This is a genomic window from Paenibacillus tabacirhizosphaerae (assembly GCF_040812395.1).
Taxonomy (GTDB): domain Bacteria; phylum Bacillota; class Bacilli; order Paenibacillales; family NBRC-103111; genus Paenibacillus_E.
On sequence record NZ_JBFNXH010000003.1, the window covers coordinates 230822 to 252769 of the forward strand.

21 protein-coding genes are annotated in these 21948 nt (G+C 45.4%); 5 read left to right on the forward strand and 16 right to left on the reverse strand.

What is annotated here, in order from left to right; genetic code table 11:
• Positions 1 to 65: 65 nt before the first annotated feature.
• The gene (locus ABRS97_RS06790; protein WP_367812268.1) at positions 66 to 389 is read left to right on the forward strand and encodes an iron-sulfur cluster biosynthesis family protein; all 324 of its coding nucleotides are present in this window, start codon (positions 66 to 68) and stop codon (positions 387 to 389) included.
• 55 nt (positions 390 to 444) lie between these two features.
• Entirely contained in the window at positions 445 to 1020 is a 576-nt protein-coding gene (locus tag ABRS97_RS06795; protein ID WP_367812270.1) for a beta-class carbonic anhydrase, read from the forward strand.
• Positions 1021 to 1329: 309 nt separating this feature from the next.
• On the opposite strand, the gene ABRS97_RS06800 is transcribed toward ABRS97_RS06795, so the two are convergent.
• The 4 genes from ABRS97_RS06800 to ABRS97_RS06815 form a co-directional block, all read right to left on the reverse strand.
• Positions 1330 to 1941 (reverse strand): hypothetical protein, encoded by a 612-nt coding sequence (locus ABRS97_RS06800; protein ID WP_367812272.1) that lies wholly within the window; start codon positions 1939 to 1941, stop codon positions 1330 to 1332.
• 98 nt (positions 1942 to 2039) lie between these two features.
• Positions 2040 to 3494, reverse strand: coding sequence for a sensor histidine kinase (locus ABRS97_RS06805; RefSeq protein ID WP_367812274.1), 1455 nt, complete (start codon positions 3492 to 3494; stop codon positions 2040 to 2042).
• A complete protein-coding gene (locus ABRS97_RS06810; RefSeq protein ID WP_367812276.1) occupies positions 3487 to 4209 on the reverse strand; it encodes a response regulator transcription factor in 723 nt (240 codons plus the stop codon). The genes ABRS97_RS06805 and ABRS97_RS06810 overlap by 8 nt, the downstream gene beginning before the upstream one ends.
• The gene (locus tag ABRS97_RS06815) at positions 4206 to 4739 is read right to left on the reverse strand and encodes a DUF309 domain-containing protein (RefSeq protein ID WP_367812278.1); all 534 of its coding nucleotides are present in this window, start codon (positions 4737 to 4739) and stop codon (positions 4206 to 4208) included. The genes ABRS97_RS06810 and ABRS97_RS06815 overlap by 4 nt, the downstream gene beginning before the upstream one ends.
• A 167-nt stretch (positions 4740 to 4906) precedes the next feature.
• Here ABRS97_RS06815 and ABRS97_RS06820 point away from each other — a divergent pair, with 167 nt between their 5' ends.
• A complete protein-coding gene (locus ABRS97_RS06820; protein WP_367812280.1) occupies positions 4907 to 6829 on the forward strand; it encodes a glycosyl hydrolase family 18 protein in 1923 nt (640 codons plus the stop codon).
• A gap of 60 nt (positions 6830 to 6889) precedes the next feature.
• Here the strand turns inward: ABRS97_RS06820 and ABRS97_RS06825 are convergent, their stop codons facing one another.
• Positions 6890 to 7105: a zinc ribbon domain-containing protein gene (locus tag ABRS97_RS06825; RefSeq protein ID WP_367812282.1), complete on the reverse strand. Its 216-nt coding sequence runs from the start codon at positions 7103 to 7105 to the stop codon at positions 6890 to 6892.
• A gap of 155 nt (positions 7106 to 7260) precedes the next feature.
• On the opposite strand from ABRS97_RS06825, the gene ABRS97_RS06830 reads away from it, so the two are divergent.
• Positions 7261 to 7419, forward strand: coding sequence for a DUF1540 domain-containing protein (locus ABRS97_RS06830; RefSeq protein WP_367812284.1), 159 nt, complete (start codon positions 7261 to 7263; stop codon positions 7417 to 7419).
• A gap of 215 nt (positions 7420 to 7634) precedes the next feature.
• On the opposite strand, the gene ABRS97_RS06835 is transcribed toward ABRS97_RS06830, so the two are convergent.
• The 3 genes from ABRS97_RS06835 to ABRS97_RS06845 all read right to left on the reverse strand — a co-directional run bounded on the left by ABRS97_RS06835 (position 7635) and on the right by ABRS97_RS06845 (position 9618).
• Positions 7635 to 8315, reverse strand: a complete 681-nt coding sequence (locus ABRS97_RS06835; protein WP_367812286.1) for a DUF1048 domain-containing protein — start codon at positions 8313 to 8315, stop codon at positions 7635 to 7637.
• On the reverse strand, positions 8278 to 8652 hold the full coding sequence (locus ABRS97_RS06840; RefSeq protein ID WP_367812288.1) for a PadR family transcriptional regulator: 375 nt from the start codon (positions 8650 to 8652) through the stop codon (positions 8278 to 8280). The genes ABRS97_RS06835 and ABRS97_RS06840 overlap by 38 nt, the downstream gene beginning before the upstream one ends.
• 714 nt (positions 8653 to 9366) lie before the next feature.
• Entirely contained in the window at positions 9367 to 9618 is a 252-nt protein-coding gene (locus ABRS97_RS06845; protein WP_367812866.1) for a DIP1984 family protein, read from the reverse strand.
• Between the two features lie 234 nt (positions 9619 to 9852).
• On the opposite strand from ABRS97_RS06845, the gene ABRS97_RS06850 reads away from it, so the two are divergent.
• Complete coding sequence (locus tag ABRS97_RS06850; protein ID WP_367812290.1) at positions 9853 to 10527, forward strand: MBL fold metallo-hydrolase; 675 nt, start codon at positions 9853 to 9855, stop codon at positions 10525 to 10527.
• A 56-nt stretch (positions 10528 to 10583) separates the two neighbouring features.
• Here ABRS97_RS06850 and ABRS97_RS06855 read toward each other — a convergent pair whose 3' ends face one another.
• From ABRS97_RS06855 to glgB, 8 genes are all read right to left on the reverse strand, one after another.
• On the reverse strand, positions 10584 to 10880 hold the full coding sequence (locus ABRS97_RS06855; RefSeq protein ID WP_367812292.1) for a LytTR family DNA-binding domain-containing protein: 297 nt from the start codon (positions 10878 to 10880) through the stop codon (positions 10584 to 10586).
• Positions 10881 to 11054: 174 nt separating this feature from the next.
• Positions 11055 to 11708 carry a hypothetical protein gene (locus ABRS97_RS06860; protein ID WP_367812294.1) on the reverse strand — a complete coding sequence of 218 codons (654 nt, stop codon included), beginning with the start codon at positions 11706 to 11708 and terminating at the stop codon, positions 11055 to 11057.
• A 155-nt stretch (positions 11709 to 11863) separates the two neighbouring features.
• Complete coding sequence (gene cls, locus ABRS97_RS06865; protein WP_367812295.1) at positions 11864 to 13318, reverse strand: cardiolipin synthase; 1455 nt, start codon at positions 13316 to 13318, stop codon at positions 11864 to 11866.
• A 77-nt stretch (positions 13319 to 13395) separates the two neighbouring features.
• Entirely contained in the window at positions 13396 to 15831 is a 2436-nt protein-coding gene (locus ABRS97_RS06870) for a basic secretory protein-like protein (RefSeq protein WP_367812297.1), read from the reverse strand.
• Positions 15832 to 16100: 269 nt separating this feature from the next.
• Positions 16101 to 17540: a glycogen synthase GlgA gene (gene glgA, locus ABRS97_RS06875; RefSeq protein WP_367812868.1), complete on the reverse strand. Its 1440-nt coding sequence runs from the start codon at positions 17538 to 17540 to the stop codon at positions 16101 to 16103.
• Positions 17541 to 17588: 48 nt separating this feature from the next.
• Positions 17589 to 18698 carry a glucose-1-phosphate adenylyltransferase subunit GlgD gene (glgD, locus tag ABRS97_RS06880; RefSeq protein ID WP_367812299.1) on the reverse strand — a complete coding sequence of 370 codons (1110 nt, stop codon included), beginning with the start codon at positions 18696 to 18698 and terminating at the stop codon, positions 17589 to 17591.
• Between the two features lie 5 nt (positions 18699 to 18703).
• Complete coding sequence (locus ABRS97_RS06885) at positions 18704 to 19852, reverse strand: glucose-1-phosphate adenylyltransferase (protein ID WP_367812302.1); 1149 nt, start codon at positions 19850 to 19852, stop codon at positions 18704 to 18706.
• Positions 19795 to 21798, reverse strand: coding sequence for a 1,4-alpha-glucan branching protein GlgB (glgB, locus tag ABRS97_RS06890; protein WP_367812304.1), 2004 nt, complete (start codon positions 21796 to 21798; stop codon positions 19795 to 19797). The genes ABRS97_RS06885 and glgB overlap by 58 nt, the downstream gene beginning before the upstream one ends.
• Positions 21799 to 21948 lie beyond the last annotated feature (150 nt).

A 21948-nucleotide genomic window follows, 5' to 3' on the forward strand; every position in this document is an offset into this window, starting at 1 on the left:
AGAATCAAATTTATGCTGGCTTGTGGTACAATATTAAAATACTATGCGCTAAGGAGATGACACCATTGAAAATTACGTTTACAGATACAGCTATTGAACGAATAACCGCCCTCATGGGAAGCAGGCAAGGTATGTTGAAGCTAGTCTTTGACACAGAAGATTGTGGATGCTCCGTCAATGGCGTTCCGACCCTTTGGATCGTGACGGAAGCGGAAACCGGCGATCTTCATGCGGAAGTTGATCCGTTCCAGCTTATATACAAGCCTAAAGATGAGATTTTTTTCGAAGCGCTCATGAAACTGGACTACCATCCCGGAAATAAATCTTATATACTAAAGAGCAATAGTCAGATTTACAATGCTCATATGAGCGTAATTGACAAAAGATAGACAAACACGCCGAGAGATTACTCGCTTCGGTACACCAATGAATGGAGGGAATGTGATGTCTTTAATCACAGAAATACTTGACCACAATAAGAATTTTGTAGAAACGAAACAGTATAAAGAGTTCCTGACAACCAAATTTCCCGACAAACGAATGGTCGTTCTCACCTGTATGGATACCCGTCTTGTCGAACTGCTTCCGAAAGCAATGAATTTGCATAATGGGGATGCAAAAATTATTAAAAATGCCGGCGCCATTGTCTCCCACCCCTTCGGCAGTATTATGCGAAGCATCATCGTGGCTGTCTACGAACTGGATGCCGATGAAGTATTCGTCATCGGGCACTACGATTGCGGGATGACCGGCCTCAATTCCGAACAAGTCATTTCGAAGGTGAAGAATCGCGGCATTTCCGATGATGTGATCAAGACGCTCGGTCACTCCGGCATTGATCTATCCCGTTGGTTAATCGGATTCAACCATGCCAAGGAAGGCGTCGAGAAAAGCGTTAACATCATCCGGAACCACCCGCTGCTTCCGAAAAACCTGCCCGTTCACGGTCTCATCATCGACCCTGAAACAGGCCGCCTCGATCTGCTTGCGAATGGTTATGAAGCTATCGTAAATGAATAGTTTGCGTAAACCGATTCAACAGCGTACTGAATAAATACTGCTGTGCGCCATTTTCTCGCATCTCTCCCTTGTTAACGAACTCCCGTTCCGCTAACCTGGGAATTGTTCTCTAATCCATTTGAGCAAGCGACCTTTCGTTGCCGGGTCTCATGCTAACCCCATATTCAAGCGTAAAAAAGAGGGTGTCCCGTAAGTCATTTAAAATGACCGAGGGACATCCTCTCACTTTTTGTTAACAACATACATTCAACATGAAAACTTCTCTGTCGAGAGATCCAACATCGAAGGTCTTGAATAACAATTACACCTTTACGGCCGCTTGGATTCCAACAATTCAATCAACTGTTTTTCAACACTTTTCCCGCCACTTTTACTATCTGATGGTGGCAAACTATCCCTGCTGCCTCCATCGGTTTTACCTGTTTCTTGAGGTTGATCGAGATTTCTTCTTCTGGTGAATTCCGCAATCCTCTTCTCTCGCTCTTCAGGCGATATCTCATTAGCCGGATGACCGTCTCTCCGGGCGGCTTGGGTTTTTGCCTGTTTCGATTGCTCATCCAGGAATGATTTTTGTTCTGCTGTCAACACATTCATGACCTGCATGTTTGTCGACTCATTCAAGCTTCCTTCTTCCATACTTTTGCGGACCAAGGGAAGCATAGCTTTCGCTTGCTGATTCGTTATCGTCAGCCCCGATTGTCGATCCATTTTTATCAAAGCGTGGAACATCATGACAAGCGTTCTCTCCTTGCCATTTTGCACGTCGTCTGCCGGACTCGCATCCTGTTGCGTTTGCGACATTGTTTCAGCAGGAGATACAGACGCTGAGGAATCAAGCTTATTGGCGGTGTAGCTGCAGCCACTGATGAGTCCCCCGACAAGCAAGACTGTCACAGCTATAACTTGTTTACATGTCAACATCCCCGCACCTCCGTAACAAAAAAATCCTGTCCAACAGGAACAGGATACAGGAACTTCATGAAAAATGTGAGTTTAAGTTGTAAAAAAAGTGTAAATAGCTACGTCATTCGCGGAAATGCTACGCGGAATTCCGTTCCTTGGCCTAATTGACTGCGAACCTGTACAGAACCTTTCATTCCGCTCACTAAATGTTTGACAATCGTCAAACCAAGACCCGTTCCCGTCATTCCCTCTGAGCGAGGGCTTCTTGCCTCATCGGCTTTGTAGAAGCGCTCCCATATGCGCGCAAGCTCATTCTCTGACATGCCCATCCCGGTGTCCCGAACGTAAACGACAGCGTCATCATCCGCTTGCTCAAGCGCAACGGTCAGTGTCCCGCCAGGAGGTGTGAATTTGATTGCGTTATAGATCAGATTTTGTACAATTTGCGCGAAACGGTCAGGATCCAGGTAAACCCGCAGGGGATCGTGTTCTCTAGGAGGCATAATGACATGAAGCTGCATATTTTTTTGTGCGATTGACGGTTTTAACAACTCCAGCACTTCTTCAAGCTTTTCATGCAGCGCAACAGGCCTCATGCGGAATACATCGACGCCATTCTGAATGCGGGCTAAGTCAAGCAAATCGCTTACCAGCCTTTGCAGCCGCTGAACCTCCTGGTCGCAAATATGCAAATAATGGGCGTATTTGTCCTCTGGAATCACCTTATCATTCATCGCAACGATAAAACCGCGAAGTGTCGTTAAAGGCGATCGAAGCTCGTGAGAGACATTCGTCAAAAATTCCTGGCGCGTGTCTTCCCATTCTTCCAACTGCTCGACCATGAAATTAAAGCTTGCTGCGAGCTGCCCCACCTCATCCTCCGAAGAAACGGGAACTCGTGTGGTAAAATCACCTCCGGCAAGCTCTAGCGCAGCCCGGTTCATCTGCTGCAGCGGACGCGCCAATTTACGTGAAATAACGAATAGAATGACGCCAACTGCCAGAAGCGAGAATAAGAGCGGGACGAGAATATTAAAGCGGACAGCGGCAATCGCCTCGCTGATATCACCAGCAGGGAAATGTAAAAACACCACAATCGGCTGGCCGTTCAGCTGATAAGGCGCATGATAAGTGAACAAATTGACTGACCGTTGATCCGACGTCGTAAAGCTGACCATGCCATATCCGGATCGGCCATGGAGGCCGTCGATAAACATGGCATCCATGGGCTTGGGCAGCGCTCTGCCTTCGCTCTCCGAGGAACCATTCAGCAAATTGCCGTTGTCATCGACAAGCCAGACTTGTCCATTAATGCTTCTCGCTACAATCCGGATCGTATACTTTAGCTCCCGAGTCGAGATCGAGCCATCTTGAAACGAATTCAGTAATCGGGTTACTTCGACGAACCGCTTATCCAGCAGTTCCTTCTTGTCTTTATAAAACAAATCTGTGAAATAGTAATTCCAGAATACGAAAAGCCCAACAAAAAAAAGGACACAGGTCGCCAAGAAAGATAAAAATATTTTCAAATACAGGCTGCGGTATTTTAAGACCAACCATTTTTTAACCATGCGGGGTCACCTCAAAGGAATAGCCGATTCCCCATAAGGTTTGTATATTCCACTCCTCGTGCTGTCCCAGCTTTTTGCGTAAGTTTTTGACGTGTGCATCCACGGTGCGAGTTCCCCCGCTAAAATCAAAATTCCACACGTAGCCCAGCAAATCTTCCCTTGTAAACACACGGCCCGGATTGCTGCACAGAAAATACAACAGCTCAATTTCCTTCGGGGTCAGTTCCACCCGCTTCTCTCCCACGGTAACCCGGTACTGCTCCATATCCACGATAATATTGCCGATTTCCAGCCATTTCCGCGACTGTGAATGAACCTGCTCAGGACGCGCCTGACTGGAGCGGCGCAGAACGGCCTTTACTCTGGCTATAAGTTCATTGGGGTCAAAAGGCTTAACCAAATAATCATCAACGCCCATGTTAAATCCTCTCAGCTTATCAATGGATTCCCCTTTCGCCGTTAGGAAAATAATCGGAGTTTGGTCAAATGGAGGCTCCATCCTTCGTATACTTTCGCACAATTCGTAGCCCGAAATATCCGGCAGCATAATGTCGAGAAGCACCAATTGAGGCTTCTCGCTTTGAATTGTACGAAGCACATCTTGACCGCGTGGCAGCAGGATTGCCTCAAAATCGGAGTGCTCCAAATATAATCGAACGACTTCCGCGATATTCGGTTCATCATCCACCACTAGAACTTTGCCTTCGGAGCTCATCTGGCCTCCCCCTTCTCTTTACGAAGCTGCTGCTGTCTCGCTCTCTCACGAATAACGCCTGAACGGTCCCTAAGCGTATGCTTCTGTATCAGCGATTCGTCTTCAAGGCGGCTCGGGGCTTTCCAGTGGAGTCCTTTTCTCTCGCATTCGATCCTGCACCACTCTTCAAGCTCATGATCGATAAACGGCAAATTCATATCTTCATATACATGATCGCTAGACTGAATGCTTACACAGCGTTCTTTAAGATGATCTTGCAGTTTCTCAGCGTGAAGTCCGAAAGCAGTCATGTGTTCATCTTCTGCATTTTTGGCCGCGCTTTGCAGCATTTTCAGTGCGCCTGAACGATTTCCCCTCCGGTCATGATAGAGGCCAACAGCAATTTGAATGAGAGCTACATACGTTCTGCTGGCTGCATCCTCTGGATGTTCCTTCCAGAATTCCTCCATCACTTCGTGGCACTCAAAATAATCACGTTCCCCATGGAAAAAAAGCAAGTAATCCGTGTATGCCTCCGGATATGACTTCATGTTTCGTTCCCCTCGCTCTGATGTGTGATCCGATAACAGTCTTTCCTATCCATGTTACCCGAAATGCGCCTTATCGTCCAACATCGTAAGCTACATCATTTTCCAGCGCAACCAATCTATCAATCCCTACGTCCAATTAAGTAGACTAGCAGAAAGAGGCGTGAAAAATGAAAATAGGAAAGTGGATGCTCTCTAGTACTTTATTGCTTGCAATTGCGGTTCCTCAATCCGTAAGCGCAGCGGCTTCAGCTCAGGCAGTTGCGGACAAAACGACGAAATATCGCGTTTATCAATATAATCAAGTGCTCATGGAATTCGCTGGTTACAAACAAGCCGAATCCTTTGCCAAAGGTTACACGAACAGCCACATAGAAGAAATTGGCTCTCGCAAATGGGTGTGGAACAATCTCCCGCGCTATCAGGTATTTCAATTAGACACCTCTTTGCCGGAGTGGCAATTCGACAGCCTGGATGCCGCTATTGCCGAAGCGAAGAAATGGACCTACGCCAGTGTGCGTGATCTGCAGTCGACCGGCTGGGTGTGGAACAATTACCCAAGGTTCCAGGTCTACCAAGGCGAAATCACACTAGACAGTTGGAAATTTGCAACAATGAATGAGGCTATCGTCGAAGCGAAAAAATGGGGCGGCGCCCACGTCATCGATTTAAGCAGCAATAAATGGGTTTGGGACAACACCTCCCCTGAAGAAAAACAAACAATCCGCGAAGGCACGCCCGTCTATAAAGTCTATCAAGGTACATTCTCGGCGGATAACTGGACGTTTGCCTATCTGGAGGACGCAATTGCCGAAGCGCTGAAATGGGGCAACTCAACGATCATCCATATGAACACCAAAAACACCGTGTACAGCAACAGCAAACCCTTTAAAGTGTTCCAGAATGATTCATTCTTGCAAGACTTTACATCGTTGAACGATGCAGTGGATTATGCGCGTCTATGGGGACACAGCTCTATCTTCATGGAAGGCCGTAAAATTTGGAACAACTATGCTTCTTACCAAGTGTATCAAAATGACGCTCTTATCGGTGAATTCCAGACGATTCCGGACGCTTTAAACTACAGCGTACAGTACAGCAATGCCTCCATCCAGACGCTGGAGCGCCGCACGCTTTGGGATAATTTTAAAAAGCTGCAAGTATGGGGTTGGAACGGTATGGCTGGCGCAGATACGATTAAAACGCATGTCAATCAAACACTGGGGCTCGATGTCGATTCCCCGAGCTATTTTGAACTGTCCGATGCGGATGGAAATTTGAAAGACAACTCCAGCCCGGATACGGTAGCTTGGCTGCAAAAGCAAGGTTTCACCGTCTATCCGTTAGTAAGCAATCAATTCGATGCCGGCTTAACAACCAAATTTCTCGCCAATCCAAGCGCTCAAGATACATTTGTACATAACTTGATCAATCGTGCGGTACAGCTCGGCGTTCCTGGTTTGAATATCGATTTCGAAAGCTTATCGGGTTCCGATCGCAACGCGTTTACGGCCTTCATAACGAAATTAACGGCTTATGCCCATGAGAAAAATGTGAAAATATCCATCGATCTGCCTCGCGGCAGCGTCAAATGGAACCATCTGTCTGCATTCGATCACGAGAAGCTCGGCGGTCTAGTCGACTATATCGTTATTATGGCCTACGATCAGTTTTATCGCGGCAGCACCTCCGCTGGCTCTGTTGCCGGTCTGCCATGGACAGACGGCGGTATCCAAGAGTTCCTGTCGTATGGCATACCACGCGACAAAATCATCCTGGGCATCCCTTACTATGTAAGAGAATGGAAACTTGACGCAAGCGGCGCCCTGCAAAGTAATCGCACTGTGCTGCTCAAAGATATTCCAGCCCTTATTGCGGCCAAGAAAACCACACAAACGTGGGACAAAACCTTCGAGCAGTATCGTGTCGAATATCAAGAAGATGGCTTTACCTACGTATTCTGGCTAGAGAATGAAGCGACGGTCAAAGCACGAATGGATATGGCGAAAAAGTACGATATTGTCGGCGTAGCCGCTTGGCGCCTAGGGTACGATTCGGCGGATTTATGGAAAACAATTTTACAAGCCAAATGATGCAAGTGAATTCAATGGCTTCAAATAAGCCATAAAAGATATGGAAAGGACTGCTCTCATTCAGAGCAGCCCCATATCTGAAAATAAGGTTTCCGTACCGCAATCCGAACAATATTTGGCATCTCGTTTATTGATCTTGCCACAACCACCGTGCAGCGGCGTCTTTTTCTTTGTGCACCTATTCTTAAGCGGCGCACCGCATTTAATACAGTACTTTTCCTCTTTGTCGGCAACAAAGCCGCACCTAACACAGGTTTGGAGCTCCTCCTCCGCCATAACCCATCACTCCTTGAAGCTTATTTACCTACTTCATGTATATGTGGTTTATCGCGGAGGTGTCTTTATGGCAAGCGAAAACATTTCTTTCCAATGACATGTATAAAACCATGCCTTCTTCGCCCACCCTATGAAGTAAAGGAGGTGAAGAAAACATGGCAAAAGATGTGTTATGCGAAGTCAATTCCTGCAAATATTGGGCGAGCGGCAACAAATGCAATGCGGCCTCAATTGCTATCGTGAGCCACCACGGCAGTAATCAAGCACGCAATTCCGAAGAAACAGATTGCAAAACGTTTGAATCGAAAGTTTAGATCTAAAGTGATGGCATGCAGATCGTCTGAATTGAAAGCCTGAGCTAAGCTGAAGCACTGACGAACGTTTAATTCGAATGTCTCGAGCTGATCTGAATATTGGTGACAAAGAAGAGGCCTTACGGCCTCTTCTTTTGTGCCTCTATGTACATTGTAACCAATAATGATAATTATTATCATCGTTCCGAAAGCAAATTTTCAAGCTGTTCGAAGCTTTATTCGCGACGAGCAATGCTCTGCTGGATTCGTGCGAATAGAAAGTATGCAACAACGAATCCAAGAGCAATCACTGCACTGTTCAGTGTCAAGATCGGTATTGGCGAGACCCAAAAGGTAACGGATACAAGGATGGCCAGATTGACCAGAAATAACGAAGCGACGATAATGCGGTTGCGCATCGTGATCTTCGTCGATTTTACTTCCCTGCCGATATAACGGAGTGTCGCCATACAAAGCAAATAGCAAGCGACATATTTTAGAATCGTCCCCCACGTAAATGAATAGTCCCATGACAAGGGGATCCCTCTGATCAACCAACTCATCATGCCGCCTATCATTTCGATGGCCCACAGCAAGCCCGCACACATAATAAATAGTTTCAGTTGTCCAAGCGCTTTGTTCCAAGTGAACAGCCTAGGCCTTGAAGAGGCAACAATTTCAGCACAAAATTGCTTCACATCCTTGCCACCAAAAACACGCTCTACGGTCTCCCCGCGTTCCTGAGCGCATAACAGCAAGTCCAGCACGTCTTCGATAGCCTCTTCAGTCTCCGATTCCTCTAGTGTGCCCGTCCTCAGATTGGTCACGATGTCGGTGTAAACATGTCTATAAGCGAGCCGCAGTTGCTGTCCCAACTCATTATTTCTTTTGAACGTTGCCCGAATGGATCGATTCATTCCCTATCCCTCCCAGGTTATCTTGCAGAATGTTATCAACGTTGCGGGCAACCACCGCCCAATTGTGCCGGAACAGGGTCAGTTCTTGCAAACCTACATCGGTTAAAGAATAATACTTGCGCATCGGCCCCAGCGGAGAAGCTTTCTTGCTGGCGATGAGCTGCCCATTCTTCTCCAAGCGCAGCAGCAGTGGATACACCGTTCCTTCACAGGCATCGTTGAAGCCATAGTCCCTGAGCTTTTCCACGATCTCATAACCATAGGTTAAGTGGTCGTGAATCACCTTCAGTATACATCCCTCCAGAATACCTTTTAACAATTGTGATCTGTCGCTCACGACGCCTCCCTAATAGGTCATGCATTGTAGTTGAATAGCTATATTGTATCACATAGTAGATGAGAGGGAAATACATAACTCCCTATCCATCCCCCCTGAGCGTTATTTGTTGGATGCAAGAGATTGCGGATAGAAATTCCAATCTCCATCCAGCCTCAGCGCGTGAGACGCTGTTAAACCTCGGCAGCAGCAATCCAATTCGTCGCGAACGGCATTCGGTTAAATGCATTATAAAAAATGCAAGATATGAAGTAGAATGAATAAAATATGATGAGAAATATCTTTACAATCTTAATATAATAAATAGAAATAGTAAGCGCTTGCAAAGCAATTGGAGGCACTTTTCTTTACTTAACTCTCGTGTACTTATAATTTTTTGTAAAGAACAGATTTTCTAATAAAAATGTGTTAGATTATGTTCACAAACCACTGGAGGAAATGTCGTTGAACCATGTAACCGAACAATATGTTAATCAACACAGAAAATATGTATCCGAGAACCCCACAACCCTTGATCATTATGCTTCGCTCTATGAGCACATGCATGTTTATTTCACCATTATGCTAGGTTTAGATGAGGAGACAGCAAAGCAATACATTCATGATTTTAGATCTGATATGACGTGTGACCTTGTAAAAACCATTGTTCGAAGTGAAATGATTGAACGAAAAAATGATTGATCATTCAAGTCCCCGTACCCACCCTCACCATTATCAACAAATCATGAGTTGATCACGCTCAGCAAGTGCATCAGCTATGCTCCAATTTGCATCAAAAGGGCTTAGTGCATTCGTCTTGTTGATCTTTTTCACCCAACTTGTTAATTCTTCGATCGTACTATTGATTTCTCCAAAAAGGTAAGTTGGCTCTTCTGCTGGTTGCTCTCCTTCTTGAACTTTGACGACTCTCTCTAATCTTTGCTTTAATTGAGCTACTTTCCTTTGGGCATCTGCACGCAGAACCAGGGCTTAAGCAAGTTTCATCAAATCCCTCCGATTACCAAAACGTTCCGTTAAATATGGAACAATCATCTCAATTTCACTATATCACACTTTTACTATATATTGGAAATTCCATGAACTTAGCTTAAGCTATACGCTTCGATCGAATATCGAAGTTTATAAGTTTGAACTTCCCAAGCCCACGCTTTACAATAAAATAAGCATGCGAAATGAATATTTAAAAGGCGGTGTAGGTAAATGCCAGCGAAAACAGGAATTAAACCCTTACTATTGGAAATGAATGCAGGAGGCAACCCATTCGTGGCTCACGCATCACTGCTGTGGGACGAGCATAATTGCATACTTGTAGATGCGGGGCTCCCCGGTCAACTACAAGTCATCCGGGATGCACTCGCAGCAGCATCCATCCCATTCGAGAAACTGACGAAAGTGATCATTACTCACCAAGATATGGATCATATCGGCGGCTTGCCTGAACTTCTATCTGCTGGCGAAAATCGGCTTGACGTGCTTGCTCACGAATTAGCCAAGCCTTACCTTCTTGGGGAAATTCCTCTTGTCAAAAGCGGACGGATTTTCCCCTCTACACAAGTAGACGTAACCTTAAAAGACGGCGATGTCCTCCCTTTCGCCGGAGGCGTTCAAGTCATTTTCACGCCAGGCCATTCGCCAGATCATGTGAGCCTCTATCATATAGAGAGCAAGACATTGATCTCAGGAGATGCACTCACATCACGGGACGGTGTACTCTTGGGCCCGGAACCGAAATTCACACCCGACATGGAAACAGCGCTCGAATCCCTTCGTAAATTACTGAACTTCGACATTGAAACCGTCATTACGTATCATGGTGGCGTTTGCACCGATCGAATCAAGGAACGGCTTTCGGCAATTGTAAATGGGGAAACGTAATAAGCACGCAATCCCCAAAAATGATCTTCATCATCTTTGGGGATTGCACGTTTTATTTATGTTTCCTTTCGCTCTCTTATGTGCTGAAGGATTCTCGGATAATTTTTAGCTGAGACAGGTATGAAATCATTATTTCCGAAATAAATAGACTGTCTAGACTCATCGTAACCTTGGATCTGTGTCAGCTGTGCGATATATGAACGATCCACACGTTCGAAACCTTTATCATGGTAAGCCGAAAGAATTTGTTCAAAAGAAGTAGGATAAAAAAAGGATGCCGTTTCTGTATGAACAGAAATTGCATTTCTATGTATTGTAAAATATAGAATTTCTGACTCCGGCAAATCATACATAGTTCCGTCCTCACGTAGAACGCGCATTCTTCTTAGCCAACTCCATTTAGATGAATTAATTCTTCACTCGTTTTAATGCATGAGGGTTTTCGGAACTGCAAAGCATAGCATGTTGCGTTCCTGAATGCTTTTACCTGATCGAACAACCCATCAGCAACTCATTGAGCCAGCGTCTCAATCATCGCTGAACTCTCGCTTGTTTGCCCAGGATAACAGGGCTACAAGAATGAAGCCAAGGGACATTGGAATAATAAAAAACAAACGACTCGTATGTTTATCCAGAAAAAAATAAACCAAACATATAGGAAATAGAGAGGAAATGTAGATGAACACAGCTTTCCGGTTGCTGGCTGTGAACTGAAACGCTTGATAGTTGCTGAGGGGAACGAATGTGAACCCCAGTCTCCTCTTTCGAATGAAAACGCTTATTAGAATAACGATACTCGCTGAAACTAACTGAAGGATATGGGTGTCTGTTGAATTGGGCTCAGGGGGATTTTGAAAGAAACCGATCATATGAACTATGTAAAATAAGCCTGTTTGAATAGCTGCCACGGCGACAAATCCTGTAATACTCACGAGCGCAGAGTAAAACATTTGCACTTTGCACAGCTGCCATAGAAACAAAAAAGTCAGTAGTAATTGGAGAATAATATCCAAAGTTGGATAGTAATAAATTTCTCTTAGGGAAAAAGAAATAACGCTGGCAACCGTGCTGGCAAAAAAGATGGAAACCGGAATGATGTCCATCTTAAATAGGCGAAACATAAAATAGTACATAGCTGAGGTTTCCATAACGCTAAAAACCATAAAAAGAAGAAAATCCATCCGTATGCTCCATAATTCTGTATCTATCGCTACTATTTACTATACTCTTTTCCTCCTATGAAAACAATATGAAAACTGACATGAAAAAGACTGCACCAGCCGCTCTTTAGCGAATTGGTACAGCCTCCATTCATTTTACTTCGTCTTTATTCCCGCTACAATATTGGTGAGATCAGCTTGGATACAGACTCCAAAAATCGAATACGCAAAGATCGCTTCTCATACTCTTCTAGCGTCAGTTCGAGGCATCCATCCATATCCTTCCAAAAAATCCGTTCTAATTGCACAGCTGTCTCCGCATGATACATGAGTGCATTGGTTTCAAAATTAAGCCGCAGGCTCCGTATATCGAAATTTGCTGTACCTACAGAAGCTATTTCCCCATCGACAACAAGTGTTTTCGCGTGCAGAAAGCCGTGATCATAAAGATAACATTTCACGCCGGCTTGCAGCAGTTCTCCAACATAATACAATGAAGCCCAATGGACGAACAGATGATCCGCTTTCTGTGGAATCATGATTCTCACGTCAATCCCCGATAAAGCGGCAATGCGCAAGGCGTTCAACATGCTTTCTTCGGGGATAAAGTATGGCGTTTGCAGCAGAATGCGGCTTTTTGCTGCACTAATCATTTTAAGAAATGTATACACGAGATGAGGCCATTCTTCATTAGGACCACTAGCAACGATCTGCATCGGCACTGTACCAGACATTTCTTCCGAGGATCTTTCGGGAAAATAAGCACCATCAATATCCATTGAAGCAGGCGAAGCCAAATTCCAATCTAATATAAAGCGGGATTGCAGTGCCCGGACAACACTTCCCTGTAATCTCAGATGAGTATCCCGCCAAAAGCCAAACCGAGGGTCAAGACCTAAATATTCATTTCCGATATTAAATCCGCCCATATAACCGATTTTCCCATCAATAATGACCAATTTACGATGATTCCGATAGTTGACCCGGTAGTTCAGATAGGGAATGCGGGATGGGAAAAATGCAGCCACCTCGCCACCGGCTTGCACGAAAGCGCGAAAGAAGGCATCCTTCAGCGAGCGTGAGCCGATATCGTCGTAGAGAAACCTGACCTTTACGCCTTGCTCCGCTTTCCGGGTCAATGCCTGAATGATTCTCTGACCCAGCTCATCATTTTTTACAATGTAGTACTGAATATGAATATGCCCTTGCGCCGCGTTAATGCTTGCTAATAAATCATTAAATTTGGATACGCCGTCTGTAAAAATGTGGACATCATTATCTTGCGTCAAAAAAGCATCATTCGTCGCAACATTCATAAAGATCAGATCCCGGTATTGGCCTACCATAGGAGTCATATAAGGCAGAGTGCCATCTGTTAACTGCTTTCGTTGATCCGCCGTGAGCGTCTTAACTCTCTCCAGCATTTGGCGATTCCATTTATACAGCTTTCGGCGGCTTAAGTTTTGGCCCAGCATAACATATAGAACAAAACCTAGAATCGGGATGAATAGCAGCACCATAAGCCATGACCATGTGGCGGCGACGTTACGGCGTTCAAGGAATACTACAGTCAACGCAAGTAAGATATTGATAACGAATAATCCGGTAAGTACATGAGAAATCCAATCCATAACAACACTCCATATCCTCTGTCGATATGGCTATTATACCTAAAACCTGCAAAAAAGCATGCTTTATCAAAAAACCATTATTGATCTTTCCAACGCTGCACAGTCAAATTAACCGTTTGAGCCCCGCCTGTTGTCGTTAAGGTCCGGTTGGCAATATCCGTGCCATTGCTGTTTACTTCCACACTTGACCAAGACCCTTTGGTGAACTTGTATTGAATGCTGGTTCCAGAAGAAACATTCAATTTTATGCTGTATGTGCCATTCGTATTTTTTGTTAGCACCGAATTAGCATCCGCCGGATTCCAACTATTGAGTGAAGAAACTAGGTAGACGGCCGAAGTAACTGGAGTATTTGCCGGTGCGGCGACAATAAAGGTTATGCTGTCCGGTTGCGGTACACCTGGCGTGATCGTTCCATTAACAAAAGTCGAGGTCCCTGCTGCGAAACGATAATTTTGTCCATTATTGTTATCCCAAGTCCCGCTTCCGTTGTTAAATGCTGCGCTCAGCCCAGCCGCCGAAATTAAATTAATTGTAATTTTACTATAACCTGCTACTTCTGAGGAGGACATGGCCACACCTGGGGCACTTGTCCAAGCGCCTCCGTCTACTTGGTAATGAATGTAGGGGTTCGTGAAGCCTTGTTTATAGTAGATTGTTGCTGTATTGGAGGCATTTGTTGTCACGGAAAGTGCGGCACTTGCCAAAGATGCATTACCCGCGGCATCCACCGCTTTAACCGTGAATGCATAAACGGTGCCTGCACTTAGTCCAGTTATCGTAAAGCTCGTGCTTGCCGAAGTGCCTACCTTCGTTCCCGCTTGGTAAATGTCATACCCCGTTACTCCCACATTATCCGTAGAAGCATTCCACGAAAGACTGACACTATTGCTCGTCTGGCTAGTTGAGGCCAGTCCGGAAGGAGTGGAAGGAGCTATCGTATCAGCGCCTTGATATTCATTCCAAAGCGTTAGAACAGGGATTCCCGTAATTTGCTGAACCGCATTCTCGGTCCAAGCTACGCCATCGAAAGGATCCAGACTGGCATTAATTTCACGTAAAAAACCATGGTGCTTATGCTCATCTATCCATCTAAAGAAATTTCCCGTTGTCCCATATCCGTCTTTCCATGTACCGCCAATAGGTGGATGATACCGGTCGTGGTAGCCCACTTCGAACCGCACCGCATCCGCCATGCCTTCGATCATATAGCCGATTTGACCGTAATTGTCGTCGCTGAATTGGTACAGATGAGTTAACTCATGATAGAGGATCCCAATAATTTCCTCGTGCAGCGGCTGTCCGGAATCGTAATAAGATTTGAGATACCGGGAGCTTATCGCAATATGCCCCTCTGATGCACTTCCTGATGCCCCGGCAACGCCGTCAAAATTTTCAATTGTAATAACAACCTTTTGTTTACGTAACTGCACCTCACTTGGGTCATTGTACAGCACTTGGACTACTTTATTAATGATCGCTCTAATTTCTTCTTGAGGATTAGGCAATGCCTGCTCGAACAAATACCCGTTGCCCGCCGTATCCAAGTTTTGGAATTCAATCTCGGGATGAATGGCATGCCATTTGTCTTCTTTGTACGAAAACTCAACTTCCCCCACTTGCAAAATCGTTCCGCTGTGATTCTGCAAATCAAGTTTATAATACCGGTATGCCGTTTGGTTAGCTTGAAGGATATAATGATTCCGCTGATGGCGAAGCTTGAAATTCTCATTACTTTTACTATCGATATCAGTCCAAGTTAACCCATCTGCGGATCCCTTTAAAGTCCAGCTTTTGGGATCGCGTTCGCTTGCATCATTGGCAGCAGAAATCGCGTAACCGTCAAGTGTAATAGCTTGTCCGAAATCAAATTGAAGCCATCCGGCACTTTGAAAAGTCAGCCATTTGGTTGTGCTTGTGCCATCAACCGCATTTTCTTTGCCTTCATTTGGCCCATTCTCGCCGCTTGCAGTAACTTGCGGGTGAAGAACCGAACTTAAAGCACCATCAAACAGTTGAATTTCGGAAAGCTGCAGGATTCCCCCGCTATGATTGCTGAATTCAAATTTATAATAGTTATAAGCAACCGAATTTACAAATGAATAGGTTTGTGTTTTATAGCGATAGGCAAAATCCTGATTCTGCTGGGTATCTAACAGTGTCCAGTCCGTTCCATTGTTAGAAGCTTTCAACGTCCAGCTTTTAGGGTCTCTATCGGGATAGTCGTTCGCAGCGGATATTTGATACGAGTTAATGGCATAAGAAGCATTGCCAGCGAATTGATACTGGATCCACGCTGAGCTCGAACTCACCAACCATTTGGAATAATAATTGTTGTCAAACGCATTCACTTTGGCCTCCGTTATCGGGCTATCCTCGCTGCTGACTGTTACAATGCCGCCTTCTGTCCGATCAATCGAGCCGTTTACAGATGAAGCCTCTGCCGGCTTTTGTCCGATTAGCAAGCCCAAACTAATTGTTAATGCGAGAACAAAGGCAAAGATTTTTCTCATATTCATACCACTCCTGTTCCTCTTCAAATTTTCTCTAAAAAACGAACGATGAACAAACGTTTGCACTAACTGATTGAGCTGTCTGCACGAAGCTGCTACTTAACAATAAGCCCCCTTCCTTTTGGAGTTGTTGGATTTCGTAAAAGTTAAACAATACAAACGTTTGTACTCACTATTATATCATAAATTTTCCAGTAATTATTGTATTTACAAAGATCATGTAAACCTATTAGAAAAAAAACTGGAAGCCCCTAGGCCTCCAGTTTCTGTCACGCACCGTTTTTCAGCAGCTCTTTGTAAAGCGAGATGTACTGCTGAGCCGATTTTTTCCAGCTGAAATCAATTTTTTTCATATTTTGCTGAATTCGGTTCCATGCCTCGTGATCATTCTTATAGAAAAATACGGCACGTCGAATGGTATGCAGCATGTCGTGAGCATTATAATGGCTGAATGTAAAGCCCGTTCCTTCGCCAACAAATTCATTGTACGGCTGAACGGTATCTCTAAGCCCTCCGGTCTCCCGTACGATGGGTACAGAGCGATAGCGAATCGCGATGAGCTGACCTATTCCGCATGGTTCGAACTGCGAAGGCATCAAAAACATATCGGAGGATGCATAGATTTGATGAGCCAAAGGTTCACTGAATGTGATTTGTGCGGATACTTTATCCGGATGTGCTGCGGCTGCATGACGGAACATCGTTTCATAGCTTTCTTCTCCGGTACCCAACACAACAAGCTGAATATCGAGCGATAATATTTCTGGAAGCACGTGTTGAATAAGATCTAATCCCTTCTGCTGTACCAGCCGGGTAACCAAAGCGATCATGGGTACATCGCCATTGATGGGAAGTCCCAGCCGTTCCTGCAGGGCTAGCTTATTCTGCTGCTTTTTCGGCAATGAATCCCGATAGTTCACAACGAGGTGCGGGTCGCTCATCGGATCAAACAATTCATAATCAATCCCGTTAACAATGCCCGTTAATTGATCTTTACGGTGACGCAGCAGGCTGTCCAAATGCTCGCCGTAATAAGGCGTTTGAATCTCATCCGCATAAGTTTGACTGACGGTCGTGATGCGATCTGAATAGAGCAGTCCGCCTTTCAAGAAGCTGGCTCCGCCGTGCAACTCGAGTGCAAGACCTGAGAAGTGATCATCGCTTAAACCAAAAAGTTCCTTCATGAGCGATTGGCCATAGACGCCTTGATATTTGAGATTATGAACCGTCGATACCGTTCTGATCCCATTAAAGAAGGGCAAATGTCCGTAATGCGCCTTCAGTAAGACTGGAATCATGCCTGTCTGCCAGTCATGGCAGTGAATGACATCAGGTTGAAAATCAAGAACAGGAAGTGCCTCGATGACCCCGCGACAGAAGAAGGCGAAGCGTTCCGCCTCGTCTCCGAAACCGTATAAGCCTGAACGCTTAAAATAATACTCATTGTCAACGAAATAAAAAGTGACACCCTCATATTGCAGCACATCGACACCCAGATACTGCTTCCTCCAACCGACATAGATATCGAAGGCAGCAAGGGATGTCATCGCATTGCGGTACTTAGCTGGAATATCTCCATATTTAGGCAAAATAACGCGCACGTCGAGTCCAAGCCGCGTCAACTCTTTGGGCAGAGCGCCAATGACGTCTGCCAAGCCACCTGTTTTGACAAAAGGCACGGCTTCTGCTGCAGCAAACAGAATTTTCATCATCCCACTCCTTCCAAATTAATGATAATATGGCTTATCATTGAAGTTCTAGATCACCTTGGTTTTGGCGGCGATGAACGGCGCTTTGTTGTCGCCGGTGAGGACGCGACCGCGGGAGATGAAAACGTCCTTATCGAGAATGGCATTTTCGATGATGACATTCTCTTCAATTTCACAGTTTTGCAGAATGATACTGTTCTTTACATAAGCGCCTTTACGGATTTTCACACCTCTAAAGAGGATGCTGTTCTCTACCTTGCCTTCAATGGTACAGCCATTAGCGATCAAAGCATTTTTGGCTGCGGCACTTTCCAAATATTTGGCAGGCGGTTCATCTTTGACCTTCGTATAAATCAGATTCTTTTGGAAAAATAATTCTCTCCAAATGGCTGGATTCAGCAACTGCATACTGTGCTTGTAATAGCCTTGGATGGAATTCACGACACCGACATATCCTTCGAATTTATAGCCATATACGCTTAATTTATCGATATTTTTCATAATGCCGTCACGGACGAGATGATCAAACCCTTGGGCAAGGCACGATTCCACCATATCCAGCAGCAGCGCTTTACTCAAAATGTACATTTCCATTGAAATGTTGTTTGTTCGCAGACGCCCCGTATGATCCTCCATCACCGTTACTTGTCCGGTGTCCTTGACGGCAAGACGCCGGAATTTGCCATGAATGTCCTCATCCGTTTGTTTATAAATGACTGTAATATCTGCCTGTGTGTCCTCATGGTATCTCACTGCATCGACCAAATCGATGTTGCATACCATGTGGCTCCGCGAGATGATAACAAGCTCCTCTTTGCCACGATAGAAGTAGTCGCGATGGCTGTAGAACTGGTACAAATCCCCACGAGATATCCCCGTTGGCTCATCCAAGACAGACGGAAGAACAAACAAGCCGCCACGTTTCCGGTCAAGATCCCATTCTTTACCTGATCCTAGATGATCCATGAGCGAGCGGTATTTATGTTGTGTGAAAACGGCAACGTTATCGATGCCCGAGTTCACCATGCTGGAAAGCGCAAAATCGATCAGTCGATAACGACCGCCATAGGGTACCGATGCCGGGCAACGGAAATACGTTAGTTCCTCCAAATCATCCGGTTCATTCACTAAATTGATGACACCCATCACATGCTTCATTGAACTCATCCTTTCTGATTTGCAGTCGCGATAATCCGTTCATTGCCGCCAATCAATACAATCTCACCGTGTCCGTCGATGACCGCTCCATCTTCTACAACTGTATTTTCACCGATTATGGCTTTCTCAATCGTCACATGGCTGCCGATTTTCGCGTTGGGCATAATGACGGAATCACGGATAACCGTTCCTTCCCCTACTTGAACGCCATAGAACAACACCGAATGTTCGACATCGCCGAAAATAGCGCACCCTTCGTTCACCAACGAACGTCGCACATTGGCTGTTGGCGCCACATACTGAGCAGGCTGATACGGATTCTGCGAATACACGCGCCAGTCCTTGTCGTTTAAATTCAATTCGTTCTGTTCATCAAGCAGATCCATATTCGCTTCCCATAAGCTATCGATGGTACCGACATCTTTCCAGTACCCCTGGAAAGGATAAGCAAACATGCGCGCCTCGTCCTTCAGCATCATAGGGATGATGTCTTTACCGAAATCCTTGCTGGAATCCGGATTCTCCTCATCCTTGGTCAAATACGATTTCAGGACGCTCCATTTGAAAATATAGATGCCCATCGAAGCTAAATTGCTTTTGGCTTCCTTCGGTTTCTCAGCAAATTCCGTAATCGCCTGATGCTCACCTACGCTCATAATCCCGAAACGGCTTGTTTCCTCCCACTTCACTTCAATTACCGCAATCGTCGCGTCCGCTTTTTTTTGCTTATGGAAATCCAGCATGGAATCGTAGTTCATTTTATAGATGTGATCGCCTGAGATGACTAACACATACTCAGGATCATACTGCTCAATGAAGCCAATATTTCGATAAATGGCGTTGGCTGTCCCTTTGTACCAATCTCCGCCTTTTTGCTCCATGAATGGAGGGAGCACCGTTACACCGCCGTATTTGCGGTCCAAATCCCACGAACTGCCAATGCCAATATAAGAATTTAGAACGAGCGGTTGATACTGCGTCAGAACACCGACGGTATCAATGCCAGAATTTGTACAATTGCTCAGGGTAAAATCAATAATCCGGTATTTCCCGCCGAAATGAACGGCTGGTTTGGCCAAATTGTTTGTCAATACGCCTAATCTTCGTCCTTCTCCTCCAGCAAGGAGCATGGCAACGCATTCTTTGCTGCGCATAGCTGATTTCCCCCTTCGTCTTCCTCGAGATTGGTTTGGAATACGTCAACGCATTTGATATAGATAGCCGCAAGCGGCGGAATACAAAGGGCTAAACTGTAGGGCATCCGGTGCCACGAGCGCTGATCGCTCGATATCGGAGTTGAATTGGCTTGGCCAGATCCGCCGTATTCGGGCAAATCACTATTAAACACTTCTTGATAGATCCCATACCTTGGCACCCCGATCCGATAATCCGGATGAACCACCGGCGTAAAATTGCAAATGAGGATCAGATCATCCTCCGCCCTTTTCCCTTTTCGCATGAAGGTTACAACGCTTTGGCTCTCATCATGAGGATTGATCCACTGAAAGCCGTCTGAATGATGGTCCAACTGCCATAAGGCAGGTTCACTTAAATAAAAATGATTGAGCGCTTGGACATAATGCTGCATTTGGCGGTGCTTTTCATAGTGCTCAAGCAGAAACCAGTCCACTTCCTCCAGGTCCTTCCACTCATCGAATTGCCCGATTTCGCTCCCCATGAACAGCAACTTTTTACCAGGATGCCCTGTCATATACCCGTACAACACACGAAGGTTTGCGAACTTTTGCCAATAGTCGCCCGGCATCTTATGCAGCAACGAACGTTTGCCATGGACAACCTCGTCGTGAGATAGAGGCAGGATATAATTTTCTGAAAATGTATACATAAAGGAAAAAGTAATGAGCTTATGATAATATTTGCGATGAATAGGATCTAACTTCATATAGCGGAGCATATCGTTCATCCAACCCATGTTCCATTTATAGTTAAATCCAAGTCCTCCATCATGGACAGGTGCCGTCACAAGCGGCCAATCCGTGGAATCTTCGGCCATCATGAGTGCGTGCGGATAATAGGAGAATACCACTTTATTGAGCTTACGTAAGAATGCCACGGCTTCGGGATTATCGTCGCCGCCATACTGATTACGAATAGGTTTCTCGTTCCACCTGCCGAAATTCAAATGAAGCATGGAAGCCACAGCATCCACTCTTATTCCATCGATATGATACATGTCCATCCAAAAGACCGCATTAGAGATCAAAAAACTTTGAACCTCCGGCCTTCCGAAATCAAACGTTAGCGTCCCCCACTCCAGTTTCTCCGCTTTGCGCGGATCCTGGTATTCATATAACGGACTGCCGTCAAACTGCCGCAATCCATGATCATCCTTACAGAAGTGGCCAGGTACCCAGTCCATAATGACCCCGATTCCCCGTCGATGACAACTGTCCACGAAGTGCATGAAATCTTTCGGAGTGCCATGACGGCTAGTCACCGAGTAGTACCCTGTAGCCTGATAACCCCATGAGCGATCAAACGGATGCTCCGCTAAGGGCATAAGCTCAATATGCGTATACCCCATAGAGGCGGCATAATCGACCAATTCTTCTGCCAGCTGTTCGTATGTATATAGTTCTTCGCTGTATCGATCTTTTTTGCGCCAGGTACCGAGGTGAACTTCATAAATAGCTAGTGGCTTATCATAAATCGAATTGTTCCTCTTTTGCTGCTGCCACTCCTGATCCTGCCACTCGTAACCCTTAAGATCAACGACTCGCGATGCCGTTCCAGGACGAAGCTCCGAATAAAAGGCATAGGGATCAGCTTTCAAAAGAAGTTGTCCCGTCTTGCTATGAATTTCGAATTTGTAATAGTCACCTTCACGCGCCTCGGGTACAAACAACATCCACACGCCTAACGTGCTGATGCGTTCCATCGGATGCGTGCCGGAAGTCCAACCGTTGAAATCACCAAGAAGCTGAATCTGTCTAGCCTCAGGAGCCCATACTGCAAAACGTACGCCTTCTTGCCCTAACGTCTTACTGACATGCGCCCCCAGTAGACGGTAGCTGTGGAAAAGGGATCCTTCATGAAGCAAAAATAAATCTTCTGAGCTGGGACTGCCAAGCGCCTTCACAAAATCCCTCCTTCACCCTAAATAACTTCTTAACTCCCAGTTGACTTCCAATCCATCTTATCACTTACAAATACTACAAACAGGTGAAGAATTCCTTTAATCTTCCCATAAGAAAAAAAGGGAATTCCTTTGATTCCGGTGAATTGATAA